The sequence below is a fragment of the Providencia sp. PROV141 genome (genome assembly GCF_028481645.1).
Classification (GTDB): Bacteria; Pseudomonadota; Gammaproteobacteria; order Enterobacterales; family Enterobacteriaceae; genus Providencia; species Providencia rettgeri.
Genome location: NZ_JAMPPR010000014.1, coordinates 138,802 through 160,394 on the forward strand (window position 1 = coordinate 138,802; position 21,593 = coordinate 160,394).

General features: G+C 41.6%; 16 protein-coding genes, 1 tRNA gene and 1 pseudogene. 8 read left to right on the forward strand and 10 right to left on the reverse strand.

Going from position 1 to position 21,593, the window contains the following annotated elements:
- Positions 1–107 precede the first annotated feature (107 nt).
- The 5 genes from PSF09_RS09310 to hutI form a co-directional block, all read right to left on the reverse strand.
- Positions 108–1,499 (reverse strand): amino acid permease, encoded by a 1,392-nt coding sequence (locus PSF09_RS09310; protein ID WP_272683801.1) that lies wholly within the window; start codon positions 1,497–1,499, stop codon positions 108–110.
- 89 nt (positions 1,500–1,588) lie between these two features.
- On the reverse strand, positions 1,589–3,121 hold the full coding sequence (gene hutH, locus PSF09_RS09315) for a histidine ammonia-lyase (RefSeq protein ID WP_272683802.1): 1,533 nt from the start codon (positions 3,119–3,121) through the stop codon (positions 1,589–1,591).
- Between the two features lie 12 nt (positions 3,122–3,133).
- On the reverse strand, positions 3,134–4,813 hold the full coding sequence (hutU, locus tag PSF09_RS09320; protein ID WP_272683803.1) for a urocanate hydratase: 1,680 nt from the start codon (positions 4,811–4,813) through the stop codon (positions 3,134–3,136).
- Positions 4,814–5,136: 323 nt separating this feature from the next.
- The gene (gene hutC / locus PSF09_RS09325) at positions 5,137–5,874 is read right to left on the reverse strand and encodes a histidine utilization repressor (protein ID WP_210836383.1); all 738 of its coding nucleotides are present in this window, start codon (positions 5,872–5,874) and stop codon (positions 5,137–5,139) included.
- Positions 5,875–6,138: 264 nt separating this feature from the next.
- The gene (gene hutI, locus PSF09_RS09330) at positions 6,139–7,377 is read right to left on the reverse strand and encodes an imidazolonepropionase (RefSeq protein WP_272683804.1); all 1,239 of its coding nucleotides are present in this window, start codon (positions 7,375–7,377) and stop codon (positions 6,139–6,141) included.
- A 224-nt stretch (positions 7,378–7,601) separates the two neighbouring features.
- Here hutI and smrB point away from each other — a divergent pair, with 224 nt between their 5' ends.
- Positions 7,602–8,144 (forward strand): endonuclease SmrB, encoded by a 543-nt coding sequence (smrB, locus tag PSF09_RS09335; RefSeq protein WP_210836373.1) that lies wholly within the window; start codon positions 7,602–7,604, stop codon positions 8,142–8,144.
- Between the two features lie 19 nt (positions 8,145–8,163).
- Here the strand turns inward: smrB and sixA are convergent, their stop codons facing one another.
- From sixA to PSF09_RS09355, 4 genes are all read right to left on the reverse strand, one after another.
- Entirely contained in the window at positions 8,164–8,646 is a 483-nt protein-coding gene (sixA, locus tag PSF09_RS09340; RefSeq protein WP_272664611.1) for a phosphohistidine phosphatase SixA, read from the reverse strand.
- A gap of 345 nt (positions 8,647–8,991) precedes the next feature.
- The gene (gene fadJ / locus PSF09_RS09345) at positions 8,992–11,214 is read right to left on the reverse strand and encodes a fatty acid oxidation complex subunit alpha FadJ (protein ID WP_272683805.1); all 2,223 of its coding nucleotides are present in this window, start codon (positions 11,212–11,214) and stop codon (positions 8,992–8,994) included.
- Positions 11,214–12,533: an acetyl-CoA C-acyltransferase FadI gene (gene fadI / locus PSF09_RS09350; RefSeq protein WP_272683806.1), complete on the reverse strand. Its 1,320-nt coding sequence runs from the start codon at positions 12,531–12,533 to the stop codon at positions 11,214–11,216. Before fadI ends, fadJ begins: the two co-directional genes overlap by 1 nt.
- A gap of 271 nt (positions 12,534–12,804) precedes the next feature.
- Positions 12,805–13,101 carry a YfcZ/YiiS family protein gene (locus tag PSF09_RS09355; RefSeq protein WP_210836365.1) on the reverse strand — a complete coding sequence of 99 codons (297 nt, stop codon included), beginning with the start codon at positions 13,099–13,101 and terminating at the stop codon, positions 12,805–12,807.
- Positions 13,102–13,454: 353 nt separating this feature from the next.
- On the opposite strand from PSF09_RS09355, the gene fadL reads away from it, so the two are divergent.
- Positions 13,455–14,783, forward strand: coding sequence for a long-chain fatty acid transporter FadL (fadL, locus tag PSF09_RS09360; protein ID WP_272683807.1), 1,329 nt, complete (start codon positions 13,455–13,457; stop codon positions 14,781–14,783).
- 562 nt (positions 14,784–15,345) lie between these two features.
- Here the strand turns inward: fadL and mlaA are convergent.
- Positions 15,346–16,098, reverse strand: a complete 753-nt coding sequence (gene mlaA / locus PSF09_RS09365) for a phospholipid-binding lipoprotein MlaA (protein ID WP_004912414.1) — start codon at positions 16,096–16,098, stop codon at positions 15,346–15,348.
- Positions 16,099–16,451: 353 nt separating this feature from the next.
- Between mlaA and PSF09_RS09370 the strand changes: the two genes are divergently transcribed.
- The 6 genes and pseudogenes from PSF09_RS09370 (at position 16,452) to tssL (ending at position 21,591) form a co-directional block, all read left to right on the forward strand.
- Positions 16,452–16,526: transfer RNA gene (locus PSF09_RS09370), tRNA-Arg, on the forward strand.
- Between the two features lie 175 nt (positions 16,527–16,701).
- Positions 16,702–16,767: pseudogene (locus PSF09_RS20445) on the forward strand (Arm DNA-binding domain-containing protein); the annotation flags it as partial.
- Positions 16,768–17,516: 749 nt separating this feature from the next.
- On the forward strand, positions 17,517–18,014 hold the full coding sequence (gene tssB, locus PSF09_RS09375) for a type VI secretion system contractile sheath small subunit (protein WP_210836361.1): 498 nt from the start codon (positions 17,517–17,519) through the stop codon (positions 18,012–18,014).
- Positions 18,015–18,033: 19 nt separating this feature from the next.
- Complete coding sequence (gene tssC / locus PSF09_RS09380; RefSeq protein WP_210836360.1) at positions 18,034–19,578, forward strand: type VI secretion system contractile sheath large subunit; 1,545 nt, start codon at positions 18,034–18,036, stop codon at positions 19,576–19,578.
- A gap of 22 nt (positions 19,579–19,600) precedes the next feature.
- Positions 19,601–20,938: a type VI secretion system baseplate subunit TssK gene (gene tssK, locus PSF09_RS09385; protein ID WP_210836358.1), complete on the forward strand. Its 1,338-nt coding sequence runs from the start codon at positions 19,601–19,603 to the stop codon at positions 20,936–20,938.
- Positions 20,935–21,591, forward strand: coding sequence for a type VI secretion system protein TssL, short form (tssL, locus tag PSF09_RS09390; RefSeq protein ID WP_272664600.1), 657 nt, complete (start codon positions 20,935–20,937; stop codon positions 21,589–21,591). The genes tssK and tssL overlap by 4 nt, the downstream gene beginning before the upstream one ends.
- The last annotated feature ends 2 nt before the right edge of the window (positions 21,592–21,593 follow it).

A 21,593-nucleotide genomic window follows, 5' to 3' on the forward strand; every position in this document is an offset into this window, starting at 1 on the left:
GAATCTGGTTATCACACTTATTAAAACAGGTTTAGACGTAAAAACGCCCTTTATTTTAGCTAAAGGGCGTGAAGAAAAATAATAAGTTCAGCAAGGAAGTCACAATACTAGCTTTCGTTTTGCAGTACCACTTCCGCCTCTTTCGCTGGTTTTTTCACCCAAAGTGCATAGGCGATAGTCAGTAATACTAACCAAACAATGCCGACATATAATGCAATTCGTGTCGATTCAAAATACCCCAAGACACCAAAGACAAATACCATAAATGCGATAGCTAAAATAGGAGCGACAGGCCACATAGGCACAGGGAATTTTAATTGGCTAATTTCTTCTGGCGACATTTTTTTACGCATTGCAAACTGCGACAGTAAAATCATCAACCATACCCAAATCGTTGCGAACGTCGCAATTGACGCAATCACCACAAACACATCGTCAGGGATGATATAGTTCAATACCACACCCACCAGCAATACCGCGACCATCACTAATACCGTCATCCAAGGTACACCATTTTTTGTCAGCTTGGTAAAGGCTTTTGGTGCTTGTCCTTCATGTGCCATGCCATACATCATACGCCCAGCACCAAAGATATCGCTGTTAATTGCCGAAATTGCCGCAGTGATTACCACAATATTTAAGATATTCGCCGCAGATTGAATACCTAAGCTATCGAAAATTTGCACAAACGGGCTACCTTGCTGCCCAATTTGGTTCCATGGGTAAATACACATCAAGACAAATAAAGTCAGAACATAAAAGAGTAAGATACGAATTGGTACTGCATTAATCGCTCTTGGAATCGTGGTTTCAGGGTTTTTCGCTTCACTCGCTGTAATACCAATAACTTCAATACCCCCGAACGCAAACATCACCACGGCAAAGGACGCAATCACCCCACCAATACCATTTGGCATAAATCCATCGTGAATAAATAAGTTCGATACCCCAACCGCATGGTCAGCCGCTTGGCCAAAACCAAACATCATTATGGCGGCACCACCAACAATCATCGCAATAATCGCGATAACTTTAATGATTGACAGCCAAAACTCCATTTCGCCGAAGGTTTTCACATGGCATAGGTTTATTGCACCAATAAAGAAAATAATGCTCAACACCCAGATCCACTGTGCAACCTCAGGAAACCACAGCTTCATATATACACCAAATGCCGTCACGTCTGCCAAGCAAACAATGAGCATTTCAAAAACATAAGTCCAACCCGCAAAAAAACCGGCTCTCGCCCCTAAATAATGGCTGGCGTACTGTGAGAACGACCCCGCAAGTGGTCGATGAACCGCCATTTCACCCAGTGCTCTCATGACCATAAATACAGCGGCACCGCCGATAATATAAGCGAGTAATACCGCAGGCCCAGCGGTTTCTATTGCTTTAGCTGAACCATAAAATAAACCTGTACCAATCGCAGAACCTAAAGCCATAAATCGAATGTGACGCGCAGAAAGCCCTCGCGCAAGTTGTGATGTGCTTTGCATGATTTATCCTTCGTATTATTTTATTGTCGTGCAGATAAATACTTCAGGCGGCCAGTACATTGCCGGCCACCTTTTATTTGCTTGATAAACTAGTTAGGGAAAACAGCGCCAGCCTTGAACAGCGCAGACAGTTTATATTGGTTAATTAAATTAATTGCCGCTTCGATATCAGGGGCAAAATAACGGTCTTTATCATAGTAAGCCACTTGGTCACGCAATGTTTTACGTGCCTTCTCCAAGGTTTCGCTCGACCTCAAACCTTCACGGAAATCCATTCCCTGACACGCTGAAAGCCATTCAATGGCTAAAATACCCGTGACATTTTTTGCCATTTCCCATAAACGACGACCCGCCGCAGGCGCCATCGATACGTGGTCTTCTTGGTTGGCTGATGTCGGCAGGCTATCAACACTCGAAGGGTGGGCTAATGCTTTGTTTTCACTGGCTAATGCAGCCGCGGTGACTTGAGCTATCATAAATCCTGAGTTAACCCCCCCGTTATTCACTAAGAAAGGTGGCAACTGTGACATGTGGGTATCCATTAGTAATGCAATGCGGCGTTCGGATAGCGCACCGATTTCTGCTAATGCCAACGCAATATTATCGGCTGCCATAGCGACAGGCTCTGCATGGAAGTTACCGCCTGAAATAATATCGCCATTATCAGTAAAGACTAACGGGTTATCCGACACAGCATTCGATTCAATTAATATCACTTCAGCTGCTTGGCGAATTTGGGTTAAACAAGCGCCCATCACTTGCGGCTGACAACGTAATGAATAGGGGTCTTGCACTTTCACACAGTTTTCATGAGACTTCGCCAATTCACTGGTCGGTGATAAAACATCACGGAACATCGCCGCAACATCAATTTGCCCTTTTTGCCCTCGAACTTCTTGCACTCGAGCATCGAAGGGTTTGCGAGAGCCCAATGTGGCTTCAACGCTAAGCGCACCACAAACAATGCCAGATAGCAGCAATTTTTCTGCCTCAAATAACCCTTTTAACGCGAAAGCCGTCGATGTTTGCGTGCCGTTCAATAACGCTAAACCTTCTTTGGCTTCCAATTTTAGTGGCGCTAACCCTGCTTTTTCTAACGCTTTTTTCGCTGAAATCCATTTGCCTTCGTAACGCGCCTTTCCTTCTCCTAACAGAATTAAACTCATATGAGCCAATGGCGCTAAGTCTCCAGAAGCCCCCACTGACCCCTTCGCAGGAATAAATGGATAAACTTGCGCATTTACTAATGTAATCAAAGCATTAATGACTTCAAGGCGGATCCCTGAAAAACCACGCGCTAAGCTATTAATTTTGAGAACCATGATTAAGCGCACGAGGTCATCATCTAACGGTTCACCCACACCAGCAGCGTGAGACATCACAATAGAGCGTTGTAATGATTGTAAATCTTTAGTCGCAATACGCGTATTAGCAAGTAAACCAAAGCCGGTATTGATACCATAAGCGGTTCTATCTTCTTCAATAATTTTATTGACCGTCGCAACGCTTTTCTCGATAGCACCGTGAGCGCGTTTATCTAATGCCACTGTTACCGATTGTTGGAAAACAATACGCAGGTCTTCGAGTGTCATTTTTCCTGGGTGAATAGTTAACTTAGTCATTAATGGCACTCCTTAACGTGTTTTAATCATCGGTAAATTAAGATTTTTTTCCTGCGCACATGCGATAGCAATGTCATAGCCTGCATCGGCATGGCGCATGACACCAGTTGCAGGGTCATTGTGCAGTACTCGGGCAATGCGCTCTGCTGCTTCATCCGTTCCATCACACACAATTACCACGCCAGAGTGCTGAGAGAAGCCCATACCTACGCCACCACCGTGATGTAAAGACACCCACGTTGCCCCGCTGGCTGTATTTAATAACGCATTAAGTAATGGCCAGTCTGAAACTGCATCAGAACCATCTTTCATTGATTCTGTTTCACGATTTGGGCTGGCTACTGAACCTGAATCTAAGTGATCACGACCGATAACAATCGGCGCTGAAACCTCACCGCTTCTTACCATCTCATTGAATGCTAAACCTAATTTAGCGCGATCCCCAAGACCAACCCAGCAAATACGCGCTGGCAAACCTTGGAAACTAATACGTTCACGAGCCATATCCAACCAGCGATGCAAGTGTTTATCATCCGGCAGTAACTCTTTCACTTTCGCATCTGTTTTATAGATATCTTCAGGATCTCCTGATAACGCAACCCAGCGGAATGGACCAACACCGCGACAAAATAGCGGGCGGATATAAGCAGGTACAAAACCGGGGAAATCAAACGCATTTTCTACGCCCATTTCCAGAGCCATTTGACGGATATTATTTCCATAATCAAAGGTGGGAATGCCTTGCTGTTTAAATGCCAGCATCGCTTTAACATGTTCAGCCATAGATTTTTTTGCAGCCAATACAGTGGCTTGCGGGTCTTGAACACTGCGTTCACGGTACTCTTCCCAGCTCATACCAATGGGTAAGTAACCATTCAAAGGGTCATGAGCACTTGTCTGATCGGTCACCATATCTGGTTTTACCCCACGTTTGACAAGCTCAGGAAGAATTTCAGCGGCATTGGCGCATAGTGCAATAGAAATGGCTTTTCCTTCCGATGTGTATTTTTTCAGACGCGCTAACGCATCATCAAGGTCAGCCGCTTGTTCATCCACATAGTGAGTTCTTAAACGGAAATCAATACGGCTTTGTTGGCACTCAATGTTCAATGAACAGGCACCCGCCAGTGTGGCAGCAAGAGGTTGGGCTCCCCCCATTCCACCAAGCCCTGCTGTTAATACCCAACGCCCAGTTAAATCACCGTTAAAGTGCTGGCGAGCGGCTTCCACAAAGGTTTCATACGTTCCTTGAACAATGCCTTGGCTACCGATATAGATCCAGCTACCTGCGGTCATTTGCCCATACATGGCAAGACCTTTCGCATCTAATTCATTGAAATGCTCCCAATTTGCCCAATGTGGTACGAGATTTGAATTGGCGATTAAAACACGTGGTGCATTTTCATGGGTTTTGAAAACACCGACAGGCTTACCTGACTGAACCAGCAGCGTTTCATCGCTCTCAAGCTGCTTCAGGGACTCGACAATTTGGTCATAGCATTGCCAATTACGTGCTGCTCGCCCAATACCGCCATATACCACTAATTCATGAGGGTTTTCTGCAACATCAGGGTCAAGGTTATTCATTAACATGCGTAATGGAGCTTCTGTCAGCCAACTTTTGGCATTTAATGTATTCCCTCTCGGTGCCCTAATTTCGATATTTCGATATTTATTATTCAGTGCTGTCACTTGTATACCCTCTTTTATCTGTCCATTAGCTACCTTTTCTTGTTCCTATAGATATAGTTGTATATACATGTACGATCAATTAATCTTTTAACATAAAGATTAAAAAAATATGATATAAAAATATTTTTAGTCAAATAAAACAATGAAATAAATAAATCATCTGATATTTTGCTGTATTTTCTTTATTCTAAATCTGCTTGCCAGATCACATTTGATTTACAATAAATTCACACAAAATAGGTAGAGAAGGCATGCACTCGATATGATAAGCGGAAAATATGTTTTATATCATTCCGCCCATGCTTTGACGTGGTGAAAAAAACTTATGACGTGAAACTGCCTTTCAGCTTATAACGGTGACCCGGGAACAATAATTTTGTACTTGTCACCGTAAAGGACTGAGACCAAGTACGTCTTGTAATTAACAAGCAAGATGCACCTGTATTAATTTGCAATAACCTCGCGGAACGTTCATCTGCCTCCACGGCCTCCACAATATGCTCCCCTTGTGTTAAAGGAGCCACTTGAGACAAATAATCATGTGGTGTAATCGATAAAAAATTTTGCTGTAAGTAATCCGGAGCTGCTAACGCATTGACATATCGGTCTTCAATTTGAACAGGGACATCATTCTCTAAATGGACAATAATCGAATGGAACACCATGGTATCTGGGCTGATATTTAACTCATTTGCCAGCGCGGGCGACGCTTGAATTTCTTCGAGCTTAATTATCCTGCAGCTGTATTTGTGGTTTCTTGCTAGTATTTCCGCTTCAATACTGTGTATTTCAAATAGTGCAGATTGCCCTTTTGGCTCAGCCACAAAGGTTCCCACACCTTGCAAGCGAACCAATAACCCTTCAGCGGTTAATTCACGTAGTGCCCGGTTAGCAGTCATTCGACTACATTGAAACTGTGTCACGAGCTCAGACTCGGATGGAATACGGTCATTTGCTTGCCATTCTGCGGTGTGGATCTTTTCAATTATCGATTGTTTCACTTGCAAATATAGCGGGAGTGGTGTCCCTTGTTTATCCTTTTTATCGGCTGTCACAGTCATTTCCAATTTAATGATTAAAATCTTAAGTATTAATATGCTATTCGTTGAATAGCATACAACACGACCTTAGTGCTATCGGACATTTTTTATCCTGACAGTCGCGAATAAAAACATCATGCTTAATTATTAAGCATTAACATAATTAAATGATGTAATTTTAATAAAAACAAACAAAAAACAGCAAATTTTTAGGGTAAAAAGCGGCAAACAACCTCATTCACCGCTATTCATTATTGTTATGGTTAGAACTGCAGCCCACCCATTTCAGCCGTTACGATGGGTAATTTTGCCTTCATGTACTCTGATGAACAGTGGGTTACTCCCTTGTTCATAAATCATTTCTACAGGCTCTTGCGCATTCCACACAACAAAATCCGCAACAAAACCCACTTTTAATTGCCCATGGCTATTTTCGCGGCCTAACGCCTTCGCAGCGTTACGTGTCACCCCTGCCCATATCTCTTCAGGTGTCAGCTTAAATAATACGGCCGCCATATTCATAATAATACGCAATGAGGCAAAAGGGCTGGTACCTGGGTTAAAATCTGTTGAGACCGCCATAGGAACGTCATGTTCCCGTAACAGCTCAATTGGTGGTAGTTTGGTTTCCCGTAAAAAATAAAATGCCCCCGGCAATAAGACGGCTACGGTTCCGCTCGCTTTAAGTGCTTTAATCCCTTCTAGGTCCAAATATTCAATATGGTCAACCGACAAACCTTTGTAGCGGGCAACCAACTCGCTGCCACCTAAGTTTGATAACTGCTCCACATGCCCTTTTACTGGGATCCCTAACTTCTGAGCCGCTGAAAATAACTTTTCACTTTGAGCAAGGGAAAATCCCACACTTTCACAAAAAACATCTACTGCCTCAAACAGGCCTTTTTCCCATAATTCAGGCATGATTTTTTGGCAAATCAAATCAATATATTCATCAGGTTTATCTTTATATTCAGCGGGGACAGTGTGAGCAGAAAGTAAAGTTGAACTGACTGAAATAGGATATTGTGCAGATAACTGCTTTGCGACTAATAATTGTTTTTCTTCATTTTCATAGTCGAGCCCATAGCCTGATTTCATTTCAATACTTGTGACACCTTCTTGAATTAATGCTTCGAGCCTTGGCTTTGCCCGATCAAATAATTCGTTCTCGCTCATTTTGCGGGTTTCACGCACAGTCGAATTAATTCCGCCACCTTGCGCACTAATAGTTTCATAAGAAACCCCATTCATTCGCTGTTCCCATTCAGAAGCTCGGTCGCCGCCAAAAACTAAATGTGTATGGCAATCGATTAATCCAGGAGTTATTAATTTACCTTCGACATCAATAACTTCGCAGTCATTCAATTCAATGTCTTGAGTAGGAACAATTGCAACTATTTTATTATCACGAACAACTAAATCATGGTGATTAATCAGTCCATAAGGGGCTGATAGTACTGGATCCATAGTGGCAATACGGCCATTACGCCAAACGACATCCCGAGAGTGTGTTTTGAATACCATCGCTTTTCCTATTGTTGTTGAATTCAGTTTTATTCATTGCATTAATAAATCGTATAGATATGTATATACAATTAGACTAGCAAGTCCCCTTTTGTCAATGCTTACCTGTAAAAAGGTTATAAATATGTTACTTCACACGAACAATCTGCGATTATCACCATTCATCAAAAATGAGTTACACTACCAACCAGAAAAATTAATCACAAAAATATATTAGTAAAATTATGAAGAAAAAATTTGGTCTAGAAGATGAAGATGTTCGTCTTTTCAAAGAAGCCATTAATGGAGCAAAAAAAATCCGTCAGGACCAAGTCCTGCACGCACCTGTCCGCGCCAAAGTGACACAACCATCCAATAAAAAAATCATACAGGAACAGGTTGACGCCTCTTTTTATTTTTCAGATGAATTTCAACCTCAACTTGAAAATGAAGGCCCAACGCGTTATTTAAGGCCTGATGCTAATCCTTATGAATTAAAAAAACTTCGCCGCGGTGACTACGCTCCGGAGTTGTTTTTAGATTTACATGGCTTAACACAAATGGAAGCAAAGCAAGAAATTGGCGCGCTTATTGCGGCCTGTAAGCGTGAAAATGTCTATTGCGCCTGCATTATGCACGGCCATGGTAAACATGTTTTAAAGCAGCAAACACCACTCTGGCTTGCCCAACATCCTGATATTATTGCTTTTCACCAAGCACCTAAAGAATGGGGCGGTAATGCAGCCTTATTGCTGCTTATAGAAACTGCTGAGAGCGCTCGCCGCTAAGCGCTCATGTTGTTCTGTATTATTTAGCAAATAGCAATTGAGATGGGCTCAACATCCATTCAAACTGACTTTTTTGATGAGCCACATCAATATCAACACATGCCACTGTTGATGTCGTGAACATCGGTGGTTCTTTATGTGGGCACAACTCCGACACTAAATAGCCAACCAGTGGCAAATGAGATACAACCAATATCGCATTTGCGCCTAGCACAGCAATATCGCGAATATGGTCAGCCACAAATGCGGCATTCCCTCCTGGCGTTAATTGCCCTAAAACTTCCGACTTTGCTGGCAAATCAAGGTGCTGGCTCACAACTTGCCGAGTTTGTTCTGCTCTTAAATAGGGGCTCACTAATACCGAATCAATTTTAATACCTTGATTCTGTAGCCATTGAGCCATCAATACTGACTCGTCTTTTCCCTTTTGTGTCAATGGGCGCTCAGCATCGCTAGGCGCGTGTATCGCTGCATCACCGTGACGCATAATATAAACTTGCATAATCCACCATCTGAGTAACCTACCTGATTAAGGCGGTTATTCTTTTGTTGTTAAGCTAATTGTTGTAAAAGTAACCATCAGTTGGGGTGAAATGTGATTCTGCATGAAATGATCAACAAAGAAAATGATTTGAGTAAATTTTTGTGTATGTTTTTTTAGCAGGCCATGTCGCATGTTAAATTTTAGTATTTATTATCAATTAGTTAAATTTAATATAATGATTTATTCTAATCATACGAGCTTTACGTAAAAAAGCCTGATAACCAAAAATATGTTTGGTATCAGGCATTGATTGGTTTTATTGAACAAAGCAACAAACAGTTAATAGGCTAGCTCACCACGCCATTATTGTTCATTACTTGGTTTTATTACATCAACCCCACCTTCTACATTGGCAGAAAAAAAGGTTCGATTATTCTCTGCCATGTCACATAGCAATTCACAAGGCTGGAATTTATCACCATATTTCACGGCGAGGTTATTCAGAGTTTCCACCGTTTTTGCAATCCCTAGGCTATCCATATACCTAAACGGACCACCAAAGAAGGGCGGGAAACCGATACCAAATACCGCTCCCACATCTCCATCACGAGCATTTCTAATGATGTTTTCATCAAGGCAGCGGGCAGCTTCGTTAAGCATCATCATGACACAGCGCTGTGCAATATCCGCTTTAGTCAGTTTATTGTTGGGAACCACTTCAATTAGTGAATAAATGGTTTTATCAACTTGACGTTTACTGGCTTTTTTCCAAAACCACAACTTATTGGTGTGATGACCATATTCATAAAAACCTTTGCCGTTTTTCTTACCTTTACGGTCATCTTTAACCACTTTGTCGAGGATATCAGGCGCCTTAAAACGCTCACCAAAACGTTCAACTAAAATCGGTAAAATTTTTGTTCCTACATCAATGCCCACTTCATCTAACAAATTAAATGGCCCAACAGGGAAGCCAAATTCAACTAAAGCGCGATCAATGTGTTCAATTGATTCACCTTCAACAAGGCATTGCGCGGCTTCACATAAAAATGGTGCTAAAATGCGATTGACATAAAAGCCTGCATCATCCCCCACAACAATCGCTGTTTTACCTTGGCGTTTCGCTAAAGCAACCACTGTCGCAATTGTAGTTTCATCTGTTTGTTGATGAGGGATCACTTCCACTAAAGGCATTTTATCGACAGGACTAAAATAGTGTAGGCCAATCACTTTTTCTGGATGAGCCGCTTTCTGTGCAATTTGGTGAATAGGTAAAGATGATGTATTAGAAGCAAAAATGACTTGCTGTTTCGACATCTTTTCAACTTCAGCAACCATTTTTTGTTTCAGTGCTAAATCTTCAAATACGGCTTCAATCACAATATCTGCGTTTTCGAGCCCTTGATAATTTAATGTGCCTGATACCTTAGCCATAACAGCTGCACGTTCTCGGGCTAATAATCGCCGCTTGAGAACTCGCTGGGTCAGTAGATCCCAGCTATAACGCAAGGCTTGAGTGACGCCTTTGTCTGAAATATCTTTTATGCGGACGGGTAATTTACCTTGAAACGCAGTGACATAAGCAATTCCTCCCCCCATCAACCCGCCGCCAAGTACACCAACTTGATCAATTTTCAATGGTGTTGCTTGTGCCCCCGTTTCATTTTTTAATGCAGTAACCGCAAAAAATAAATTACGTAATGCAGCAGACTCTGGTGTCATCACGAGCTCACCAAAAGCTTTCGCTTCTTCCGCATAGCCTGCTTGCAAACCTTTATTCATGCCGGTTTTCACAACATGAATAATTTTTTCTGGGGCTGGATAATGGCCTTTAGTTTTGCTTAGTGTTTTTTGTTTGGCACTCTCAAACACTTTATTACGTAGTAATTTGCTGCTTAATAAACGCTGTTGCCAATGGATAGCGGGACGCTGAACGCCCCCTTTTTTCACCATTTTCACCGCAACGTCGAGTAAAATAGGCTCAGGAACCACATCATCAACCAACCCTATTTTCAGCGCCTGTTTAGCTTTTAGCTGGCGGCCTGTCAGCATTAAATCCAATGCATGCGGAATACCAATCAACCGAGGTAAACGCTGAGTTCCCCCGGAGCCAGGTAATAACCCCAATTGTACTTCAGGCAAGCCTAATTTCGTTTTATCATCATTGGAACAAACCCGCGCATGACATGCCAAAGCAAGTTCTAGCCCACCCCCTAAACACGCACCATGTATCGCAGCAATAATAGGCAATGGGTAGTTATCGATTTTATCAAACAGTACGTGACCTGCTTTTGACAGCTCACTGGCTTGGGATTTATTTTCACAGACTGCTATCATGCTAATATCAGCGCCTGCAATAAAATTGTCTTTTTTTCCTGAGGTAATAACTAGCCCTTTCAAACCTGAGGTAGACTGCGCTTGTTGTAAAATCGCCAGGAATTGCTCCGTAAACTGCGCTTTTAGTGTATTTACTTTTTCATTGGGGACATCAATGAAGATCACCCCCACATTTTCGTCATAAATTTCTAAGCTAAAGGCCTGTTGTGTTTTTTCTCTTGTAACTTCTATAGCAGAATTTTGAGCCATTATTCCACCTCTAAAATCATTGCTGCACCTAAACCACCCGCAGCACAAGCTGTCGTTAACCCAAACCCACCACCGCGTCTACGTAACTCATTTAGGGTTTGTGTCACCATTCGTGCGCCTGTCGCCGCAAATGGGTGCCCATAAGCAATAGAACCGCCTAAGACATTAAATTTTTCCATATCCACTTCGCCAATTGCGTGGTCCATTCCCAGTTTCTCTTGAGCGAATTTACGGCTACCAAACATGTGTAAATTAGCAAGAGTTTGCGCAGCAAAGGCCTCATGCATGTCAATCAGGGATAAGTCTTGCAACGATAACCCTGCTCGTTTTAAAGCGAGTGGTGTGGCATAAGAAGGCCCGAATAGCATATCTTCCCATACGTCTATCGCGGAAAACGCATAACTTCGAATATAACCAAGCGGTGTATAACCCAACGATTTTGCTCGAGATTCTGTCATCATCAACACCGCAGCGGCACCATCCGTCAACGGCGTGCTATTTGCTGCAGTAACGCTACCGTGCTTGCGGTCAAATGCAGGTTTTAATTTCGCATAAGATGACAAGACTGAGTTTGTACGCACATTGTTATCTTGGGAAAATGCTTGCTTAAAGGGAGGCATATAGGTAGTCATAACTTCATCATTTAAAACGCCATTTTCCCACGCTTTTGCCGCTAACATATGCGAACGATGAGCGAGTTCATCTTGCTGGGCTCGGCTGATCTGATAACTTTTCGCCATTTGCTCCGCGGTATCCCCCATGCGTAGCCCCGTAGAGTATTCCGCAACACCCGGTGCGACAGGCGCTAAATCCTTCAAGCGTAATTTCGTTAACAGTGATAATTTTTGCCCAACAGACTTTGCTTTACTTAAAGCTAACAATGTCTCTGCCAATTTTTTTGATACGCCAATAGGAAGCACAGAAGATGAATCCGCCCCGCCAGCAATACCGATAGAAATATCACCTACCATCATACTTTGTGCAACATTAACAATTGCTTGAAAACTCGTCGCACACGCTCGGGATACACTATAAGCATCCGTTGAGACGCTCATACCTGTTCCGAGAACAATTTCCCTCGCAATATTAGGCGCTTCGGGCATTTGTACCACTTGGCCAAATACCAGTTGCTCAATCAGGTTTTTGTCTAAATCACTACGGGCTAATAACTCAGCAACTACCGCTTTACCTAAATCGACTGCTGGAATTCCTGCATATGCCGTAGATTGCTTTGCAAAAGGCAAGCGTAGACCACTGACAATGGCGATCCTTTCATTTGTTTTATCTGTATTTTCACCATGGTGGAGATGTTGATTCATGGTCGCTCCTGCTAAAGCAAAAATGAAAATTATAGTTAACTAACTCACTAACCGGATAAAGAGGTCTGACCTGTAATGATTGTTAACATAAAATTCACAATTATCAATGGGTATTAATTAAAAATGCGAGCAGGTACGCAACTTAGAGTAAAAACGCAACAAATTGCAGTAAGGGAAAATGAGGGGATGAAGGAAGCCTTTTATCACTGAGTGTTAATCAGACCACCGTTTTAGCGATAAAAGGCAAATCAGAGCAAATTCAAACGTTTGATTAACGAAGGCCTAATTGAAAAATTAAGCTTTCTGCTTCACAGCTAAAACTAAATTCAGCCGTCAGCTCAGCACCACCCTCTACAGGCTTAATAGAATGGGTTATTACACAAGGATCAGACTCAACAGATTTTGCTTTTTCTGTGAGTGTTTTCAGCATGGTTTCAGCTTCACCTTGTGTAGCAAAAACATGCTGATACGACGCAGTACAGTCTTTATTATCCAATACTGTTCCTACATCTACACAGCAGCAGGCTGCGGTTTCATCCGCGCTACAACGGTTAATCGCATCAGTCATTTTACTCTCCAAATAAACAAACTGTTAAGTCGCTATCATAACGCTGAAAAAGTGCTAAAAACTAGTGTGTATCAAAATATATCGCTAATAATTAAACATAAGTTTGATCTTACCCCGTATTCGCATACTTATTGTTCCCAATTTATCCGCTTATGTTGCAATTTTGTTAAATATGTCGCATTTTTGAAAACAATATCACAATAATAGCAAAACAAGCTTGCAACATATCAGGTGGTCAGACCTATACTCTAGTAACTGGTCTGATTTGTCATAACGGCAAGGGACCCTACAATTCTGCGCTTCTTGCGATAGAAGTCGCTTTATTCAAAATAAAACATAAGAGGGTTTTGGTCATGAGCCAGAAAAACCTGTTCTCTAGATCAGCTTTAGCAATAGCAGTGGCAATTGTATCATCCAACGCAGGCGCGGCTGGTTTTTTGCTTAATGAATATTCTACATCCGCACTGGGACGCGCGTTTTCGGGAGCTGGTGCGATGGGCGACAACGCAAGTGAGGGAAGCCGAAACCCTGCTGCCATGATGTTGTTTGATCGCCCTTCTCTTTCTATTGGTGCCGTTTATATTGACCCAAGTGTTGATATTAAAGGCAAAGGCGGTTCACTTCTCGGTAGCAATACCACCGCAAATGACATTGCGCCAAGTGCAGTTGTACCCAATGCACACTTTATATTCCCAATTAATGACAAATGGGCAGTCGGTACATCAATGACCACCAACTTTGGTTTAGCCACTGATTTTAATAAAAATTATGCGGCAGGCCCTATCGGCGGTAAGACAGACCTAAAAACAGTTAATCTAAACTTAAGTGGTGCATATCGTGTAAATAATAATTTCAGTTTTGGCTTGGGCGTGAATGCCGTGTATGCCGATGCTGAAATTACCCGTCATGCTGGTGATCTTGGCGCTCTAGCACCTATGGTTCCAGAAATGAACCTTCCTGCATTTCCTGCCAGCACTACCATGGCCAAGCTAACAGGCGATGACTGGGGTTATGGTTGGAATGCAGGTATTTTATATGAAATCAATGATGATAATCGTTTAAGCCTAAGTTACCGTTCAAAAGTTAAAGTTAAGTTTGAAGATGGTAAATATTCCAATGACATACCAAAAACAATAACTCAATTAAATGGTACTGGTGGTGAAAAAATCAAAGGTAAGTTAGACCTTAATTTACCTGATATCTGGGAATTCTCTGGCTACCATAAAGTAGCGCCTAAGTGGGCTCTACACTACAGCGTTGCCTATACTGGCTGGAGTGAATTTAAAGAATTAACCGCCTACAGAAAAAGTGATGGTGAGCCGTTATTCCATAAACCTGAGCACTTTAAAGATGCATGGCGTTTAGCACTGGGTACCACTTATTTCTATGATGAAAACTGGACATTCCGTACAGGTATTGCCTACGACCAAACACCTGTACGCTCTGATTACCGTTCAATTTCTATACCTGACCAAGATCGTTACTGGTTAAGTGCTGGTACCACTTATGCATTCAATGAAAATGCTTCTGTTGATGTCGGTATCTCCTACATGCACGGTAAGAAAGTTGATATCAAGGAACGGCTAAGTGAAGATATTCCGGAAAGTGTTCTTCCTGCATATCATTTCAAATCTGAAGGTTCTGCTTGGTTATATGGTGTGAACTTCAACTATACATTCTAATTAATTGAATTTTCAGTATCAGGGAGTTCCCTCCCTGATACTATGTTCAACTATCTCATCCCACTAATTTTCAAAACTTAACATAAATTTTCTTGACCCTAACCCACATCATATGTAAATTAAATGTTAAGCATATAATTCACTTTTTCATTTCTTTATAAAATAGATACAACCTCACTTTTGAGATAATTCGCTTTATATTTCATTAAATTATAATTCATTCTCTGAATGTTCTTATTTGCAAGTACAACCCAATAGCATAATTTATACTGATGATATCCACTAATATGTATGGCTTTTCATCAAACTGTATTAATCACGCTATATTCTATTATTGGCTACGGCCGTGAAGGCATGTAAAAGAGGCAACAATGACAAAAACTTAGGAGGTTTTATGGGAACACTATTTACTGTCGGTTTTATTGGTGTATTAGGGGTAATCGCCCTGATTGACACTATCTCTCAACGAGGAAAAAGAGACAATGATTAGCTTTTTATTTATCACTCTCTAGTATCATTCGTATACAAGAGAGTGATAAACCTTCCAAAACAATTCAATTTACTAATCTATCGAATCAAGTTGGTCTTCAATCGCTGCCGCATTTGGATTTTCTGTTGCTTTTAACGCGCCACCACTTGATAAGAAATCATTACGTTGGAAATAGGCTTCTCGCATCATTAAGTACGGGTCTGAAGAGTTTTTCAGCAATCCATCTGAATCTAATAACCTTGCTCGGGTTTCAATTCCTTCCAGTGCCCACTTACCTGCTGACATCCAGAATGTGAGATAACTTAGCATTGGATATAAATCATCAACTAAATCACCACCTTGTTCCCTTGGTGTTGCACTGCCATATCCCGGTAGCACCACATAGGGACCATAGCCCACGTCGTAATAACCCAAGGTATTACCAAAGCGTTTGGGTTCTTCCTTAACTAGCTGAGGATTGGCCATTGATGCCACATCAATCAAGCCACCCATACCAAAGACGGTATTAAGGAAAAAGCGGTTAAAATGTTTGAAACCTTGAGTCACTTCACCACGTAGGAAGCTATTTAACATACTTGCAGGTTCTTCAAGGTTAACGAAAAAATTGGTTAATCCATTACGAGCTGGCATCGGGACATAATCATTCCAAGCAACCGCTACAGGCCTCAAGACATAAGGGTCAAGGACGTTATAGTTGAAATTAAACATTGCTCGGTTGAACCCTTCTAAAGGGTCTGAACGCTCATGTGTTTCTGGATCAATGCTACTTGCACAACCTGCAATCAGCACCCCTGCCAGAAAAACACCCGTCATGCGAAACTTCATAACATTTCTCCATTCCCTGCACCGTCCTACTACGGTACTTTCCACTGTAATAACTGTTTTGCTTATAGTAAGGCTAAAAAAAGAATTATGTTAATCCTTTTGAGTTATTTGATTATCATAAAGGCTAATTATAAGCCAATTAATCATATTCTTATTATAAGAAAATTGAACAATTAGTACAAAACAGAAATGTTCCCTCACTCAACTTTAAAAATGATAACCCCCTATTTTCGAATAAAAAACAGTCAAAAAAATATTTATGGTAGATAAATTCGATTATTTGCCCGTAACAACTTGATTCAATTAGGTCTGAACAGTAAAATGCCTTCGCTGTCGTAATTATGACGCCAAAAGTCCCCTTAGTTAAATGGATATAACGAGCCCCTCCTAAGGGCTAGTTGCAGGTTCGATTCCTGCAGGGGACACCATGCCTAACTCTCCCGAAGTCTACCTAACTCAATAAAAATCCTTTCTAATCAATTAAATCTCTTTATTTAAGATTATAACGTCAACCGGCTTCTACCCAATAAAACCTAAATCAACTTATAATTGGAGGCTTAATAAATAGGGGCTCGTCCTGTTCAATAAAAAATCAGGCCCTCAATGCCACTTAATGCACGTCAAGTAGATACAGCTAAGCCTAGAGAAAAAGCCTATAAGATGGCTGATTGAGACGAGTTATACCTGCAAGTCATTATTAACGGTTCAAAATACTAGTGAATGAAATACCCATTTGCAGGAAAAGAGAAAAAAATATCATTTGGAGCCCTTCGCAGAGATCTCACCATTCTCCTTATTAATCAGCCTTGAAACTTCAGCAACATATTCTTCTTTTAAAGCTTTACGCAAGCTTGATGTATTTACCTTTTCATCCTCACATCAAAATAACGTTTTAGATTGATGACAACCCAATTTTTGCGTTTGTCATCAAATGGCCGTGGCTGTTTTGCAATATCCCTTTTTTACTGCGGTCGTAATAATGCTCGATGTCACGCATTTCTATCAAAGGCCATTAAAAGTGATGATTTTTCATAAGGCTCATCAATTCCTTTTCATAAAGTAATTTTCTATTCAAAATCAGGGTTCCCACACAACAAACGAGTAAATATTCTTATGAATTACTCTGTAACAACTTGAAATAAAGTGTTACAAAAAGGTTTGATTGACACAGAACAATCACAATTATAAGAAAAAAAACCCATTACATATTGATATTATTGGTTTTTAAAATTACAAAACTAAGATAACTCAAAAAAATACATTAATTTGCATTCACATTTATTGATAAGAAAAGTTGATTTATTTACTTGGTGAAGATATAAATAAAATAATCACATAAGTTAAATATATCAAATTCAATTGTAACTATTTAACAATATACAAGAAATATACCTGTTAAAATTCAAGGAAATTCACTCATGTCAGATAGCTTTCAAAATGAAGTCCCTAAAGCGCGGGTTAATATTAAATTAGATCTGCACACGGGGGGGACTCAGAAAAAAGTCGAGTTACCCCTGAAGCTGTTAGCGGTTGGTGATTATAGTCATGGGCAAGATGATCGTGCGCTATCTGAACGTGAAAAAGTCAATATCAATAAAAATAACTTTGACAGCGTCCTCAATGAATTCTCACCGTCAGTCAATCTAACGGTTAAAAACACCTTAGCAGGGGATGGAAGTGAAGAAAGTGTCGCATTAACGTTTAAAAACATGGCGGACTTTGAACCCGAGCAAGTGGCTCGTCAAATCCCACAACTGCGCGCAATGTTAGCCATGCGTAATCTGCTACGCGACCTAAAATCTAATCTCCTCGATAACGCCACGTTTCGCCGTGAATTGGAAAATATCCTTAAGGATCCAACACTCAGTGATGAACTGCGCGAAGAGCTAGCCCAACTTGCACCGAAGAAAGATTAATTTGGATTACTAAAGGATTATGCTGATGTCTGTAAAAACTGAATCAACCCAAGGTGCAACAACTGTACTTGATGATACGTCTAATCACGGTGTTTATGCTTCTTTATTTGAAAAAATTAATTTAACCCCTGTTGCTACAATTAGTGATATTAATGAATTCCAAGATAATACTGCACTAGCGGATGCAACTGCGGATGAACGTGTCACGGTTGCTGTTCAAGTCTTTTTAGACCGTTTAAAATCATCCGGTCAAAAAGTGGAACGTTTAGACCGCAACTTACTTGATCATCATATTGCTGAACTTGATAATCAAATTAGTCAACAACTTGACGAAGTGATGCACCATCAAGACTTCCAAAAAGTTGAATCTACTTGGCGTGGTTTAAAATTCCTCGTTGATCGCACTGATTTTCGTCAAAACGTCAAAATTGAGCTACTGGATATCGCCAAAGATGACCTACGCCAAGATTTCGAAGATAGCCCAGAAATTATCCAAAGTGGCCTTTACCACCATACCTACATTGCAGAATATGACACTCCAGGTGGTGAGCCTATTGCAGCGATGATTTCTAACTATGAATTCGATCGCAGCCCTCAAGATATCGCCTTATTACGTAGTATCTCTAAAGTCTCCGCATCTGCCCATATGCCATTTATTGGCTCTGTTGGACCAAAATTCTTTGGTAAAGAAACCATGGAAGAAGTGGCTGCAATCAAAGATATTGGTAACTACTTTGACCGTGCAGAATACATCAAATGGAAAGCCTTCCGTGACTCGGATGATGCCCGTTATATTGGTTTAACCATGCCGCGTGTATTGGGTCGCCTACCTTATGGTCCAGATACTGTACCTGTTCGTAGCTTCAATTACGTCGAAGAAGTAAAAGGGCCAGATCACGAGAAATATTTGTGGACGAATGCCACATTTGCCTTTGCTGCTAATATGGTAAAAAGCTTTATCAATAATGGCTGGTGTGTGCAAATTCGTGGCCCGCAAGCAGGTGGCGCAGTGAAAGATTTACCTATTCATTTATTTGATTTAGGAACAGGTAGTCAGGTCAAAATCCCATCTGAGGTGATGATCCCAGAAACCCGCGAGTTTGAGTTTGCGAATCTTGGTTTTATCCCGCTGTCTTACTACAAAAATCGTGATTATTCCTGTTTCTTTTCTGCCAACTCAGCCCAGAAGCCAGCACTGTATGACACCGCCGATGCGACAGCAAACAGTCGAATCAACGCCCGCTTGCCCTATATTTTCCTATTATCTCGTATCGCACATTACTTGAAACTGATCCAACGTGAAAACATTGGTACCACCAAAGATAGACGCCTTCTTGAATTAGAACTCAACAACTGGGTGCGTGGTTTAGTGACTGAAATGACCGATCCGGGGGATGATTTACAAGCCTCTCATCCTTTACGCGATGCAAAAGTGGTTGTCGAAGATATTGAAGATAACCCTGGCTTCTTCCGCGTGAAACTGTATGCCGTCCCACACTTCCAAGTCGAAGGTATGGATGTTGATTTATCGTTAGTTTCACAAATGCCTAAAGCCAAAGCCTAACGGTTCATAAAGGTCATTCAGGATGAAAATCTACCGTCCCCTATGGACAGACGGGGCCTTTTTGGCCCCTCAGCAATTTCAACAACAAGCCCGCTGGGACAACCATGTCGCTGAAGTCGTTGCTCAAATGGGTATTGCCTCAACGTGGGGGGTGATTAGCGCGGAATTTGATGCCAGTGCTTTAACCTTATCTCGCGTTAGCGCACAAAAAATGGTTGTGCGTTTCCATGATGGTACACTTATTGACACTACTCTGGCTGATGCGCTTCCTCCGGTGTTATCCCTTGCTGACTACGCAGACCGCCAGTCATTAGACATCGTTTTAGCATTACCTTTAATGCTAGCAAATGGTGGCAACTTAGCCTCTGAAGCGGGCACTGATCGCCCTCGTCGATTTAGTCAAGAGTGGGTTAAAGTTCAAGATCTGCTCGGACATGAGGAAACGGATATTGCCGTATTGCGTCATGTGGCAACGCTACGTTTTGCACATGATGAGAATGAAGCCTATATGACCTGTCCGGTTGCACGGCTTATCCGCAACGCTCAAGGGATGTGGGAATTCGACAACCGTTTTATTCCCCCCTTGCTTGCTTGTCAGGGTAGCCTTGAATTACGTTCATTACTCTCTGAGTTTATGCATAGATTAGTGGCTAAACGCCGCCGTTTAATGGCTCTACGTCGCGAAAGTAATGAAAAAATGGCCGACTTTGTCGTTGCTGATGTCTCATTATTTTGGCTATTGAATTCACTAAACAGCGCTGAACCCGTACTCAATGAACTCGGGTCTGCATTACATCGTCATCCTGAATTACTCTATCGAGAACTTGCTCGTTTAGCAGGGAGCTTATTAACATTCTCTTTAGAACATAAATTGGAAGATATTCCACTATACAAACATGAGCAACCTGAGCAGGTTTTTCCACCGCTTTTTTCTTTATTAAATACGCTACTTGAAGCCAGCTTACCTTCGCGTGTTATCAGTATTGAATTAGTAAAAGAAGGTCCTTTCTGGAAAGGGCAGCTTCATGATGGCCGCTTACGTGAAGAGGCGGATTTCTATTTATCCGTTCGCTCATCTTTACCTGCTCATCTGCTTATTGCTCAGTTTCCTTTACTGTGCAAAGCAGGTAGTCGTGATGATGTTGCCGATGTGGTCAATGTGGCACTCAATGGTATCCCCTTAAAACCACTCAACCATGTACCAACCGCGGTTCCACTTCGTTTAGAGAATCAATATTTTGCGCTAGATATTGAAACACCTGCAGGTCAAGCCATGCTCTCTTCAGGGCAATGTGCTTTCTATGTTCCAAGCACGTTAGGTGACATTCAATTAGAGCTATTTGCGGTACTTCGCTCATGAACAATACAACATCGCACCATACTATCGATATGATCTTCGCTCAAACTTGGTTGATGGTTTGTCAATTACATCAAGGCACTGCCATCACTCAAGGTGATAGTTTTTATCGTCACGTTTGCCAACTCATTGATGAAACACGCCAAAAATTGCTCGAACATGGCTACCCCGAATCAGCCATTGAACATATGCAATATGCCCAATGTGCGCTAATTGATGAAAGCGTGATGAATCGCCAGCACCAAGATGATGGGTACAACACTTGGATCCAATCTCCTTTGCAAGCCCGCTACTTCAATACATTAGAAGCGGGAGACAAACTTTGGGATCGCCTACGCGGTATTTTAAATGAAACCGCGCCTAATCCTGACGTTTTGCTCTGTTTTCATCGTGTGCTTACCCTCGGGTTTGTCGGTAAGTTTCGTCAAAAAGAAGCGCCAGAACGTGAGCGGATCGTCGCTCAACTGAATGTTCAACTTCCGGACTATCTGGTCACTTCAGAATTACCTCTCGTCGTAAAACCTAAATTACGGTTTAGCCGTCGCAGACTTTACTGGTTTGGTTGGATAGGCGGCATTCTCATACTCGCCGCCATGTGGTGGGGGCTCAGTGCTTCGCTAGAACATTTACTACAACAGTGGATGACACAAGGATAGGC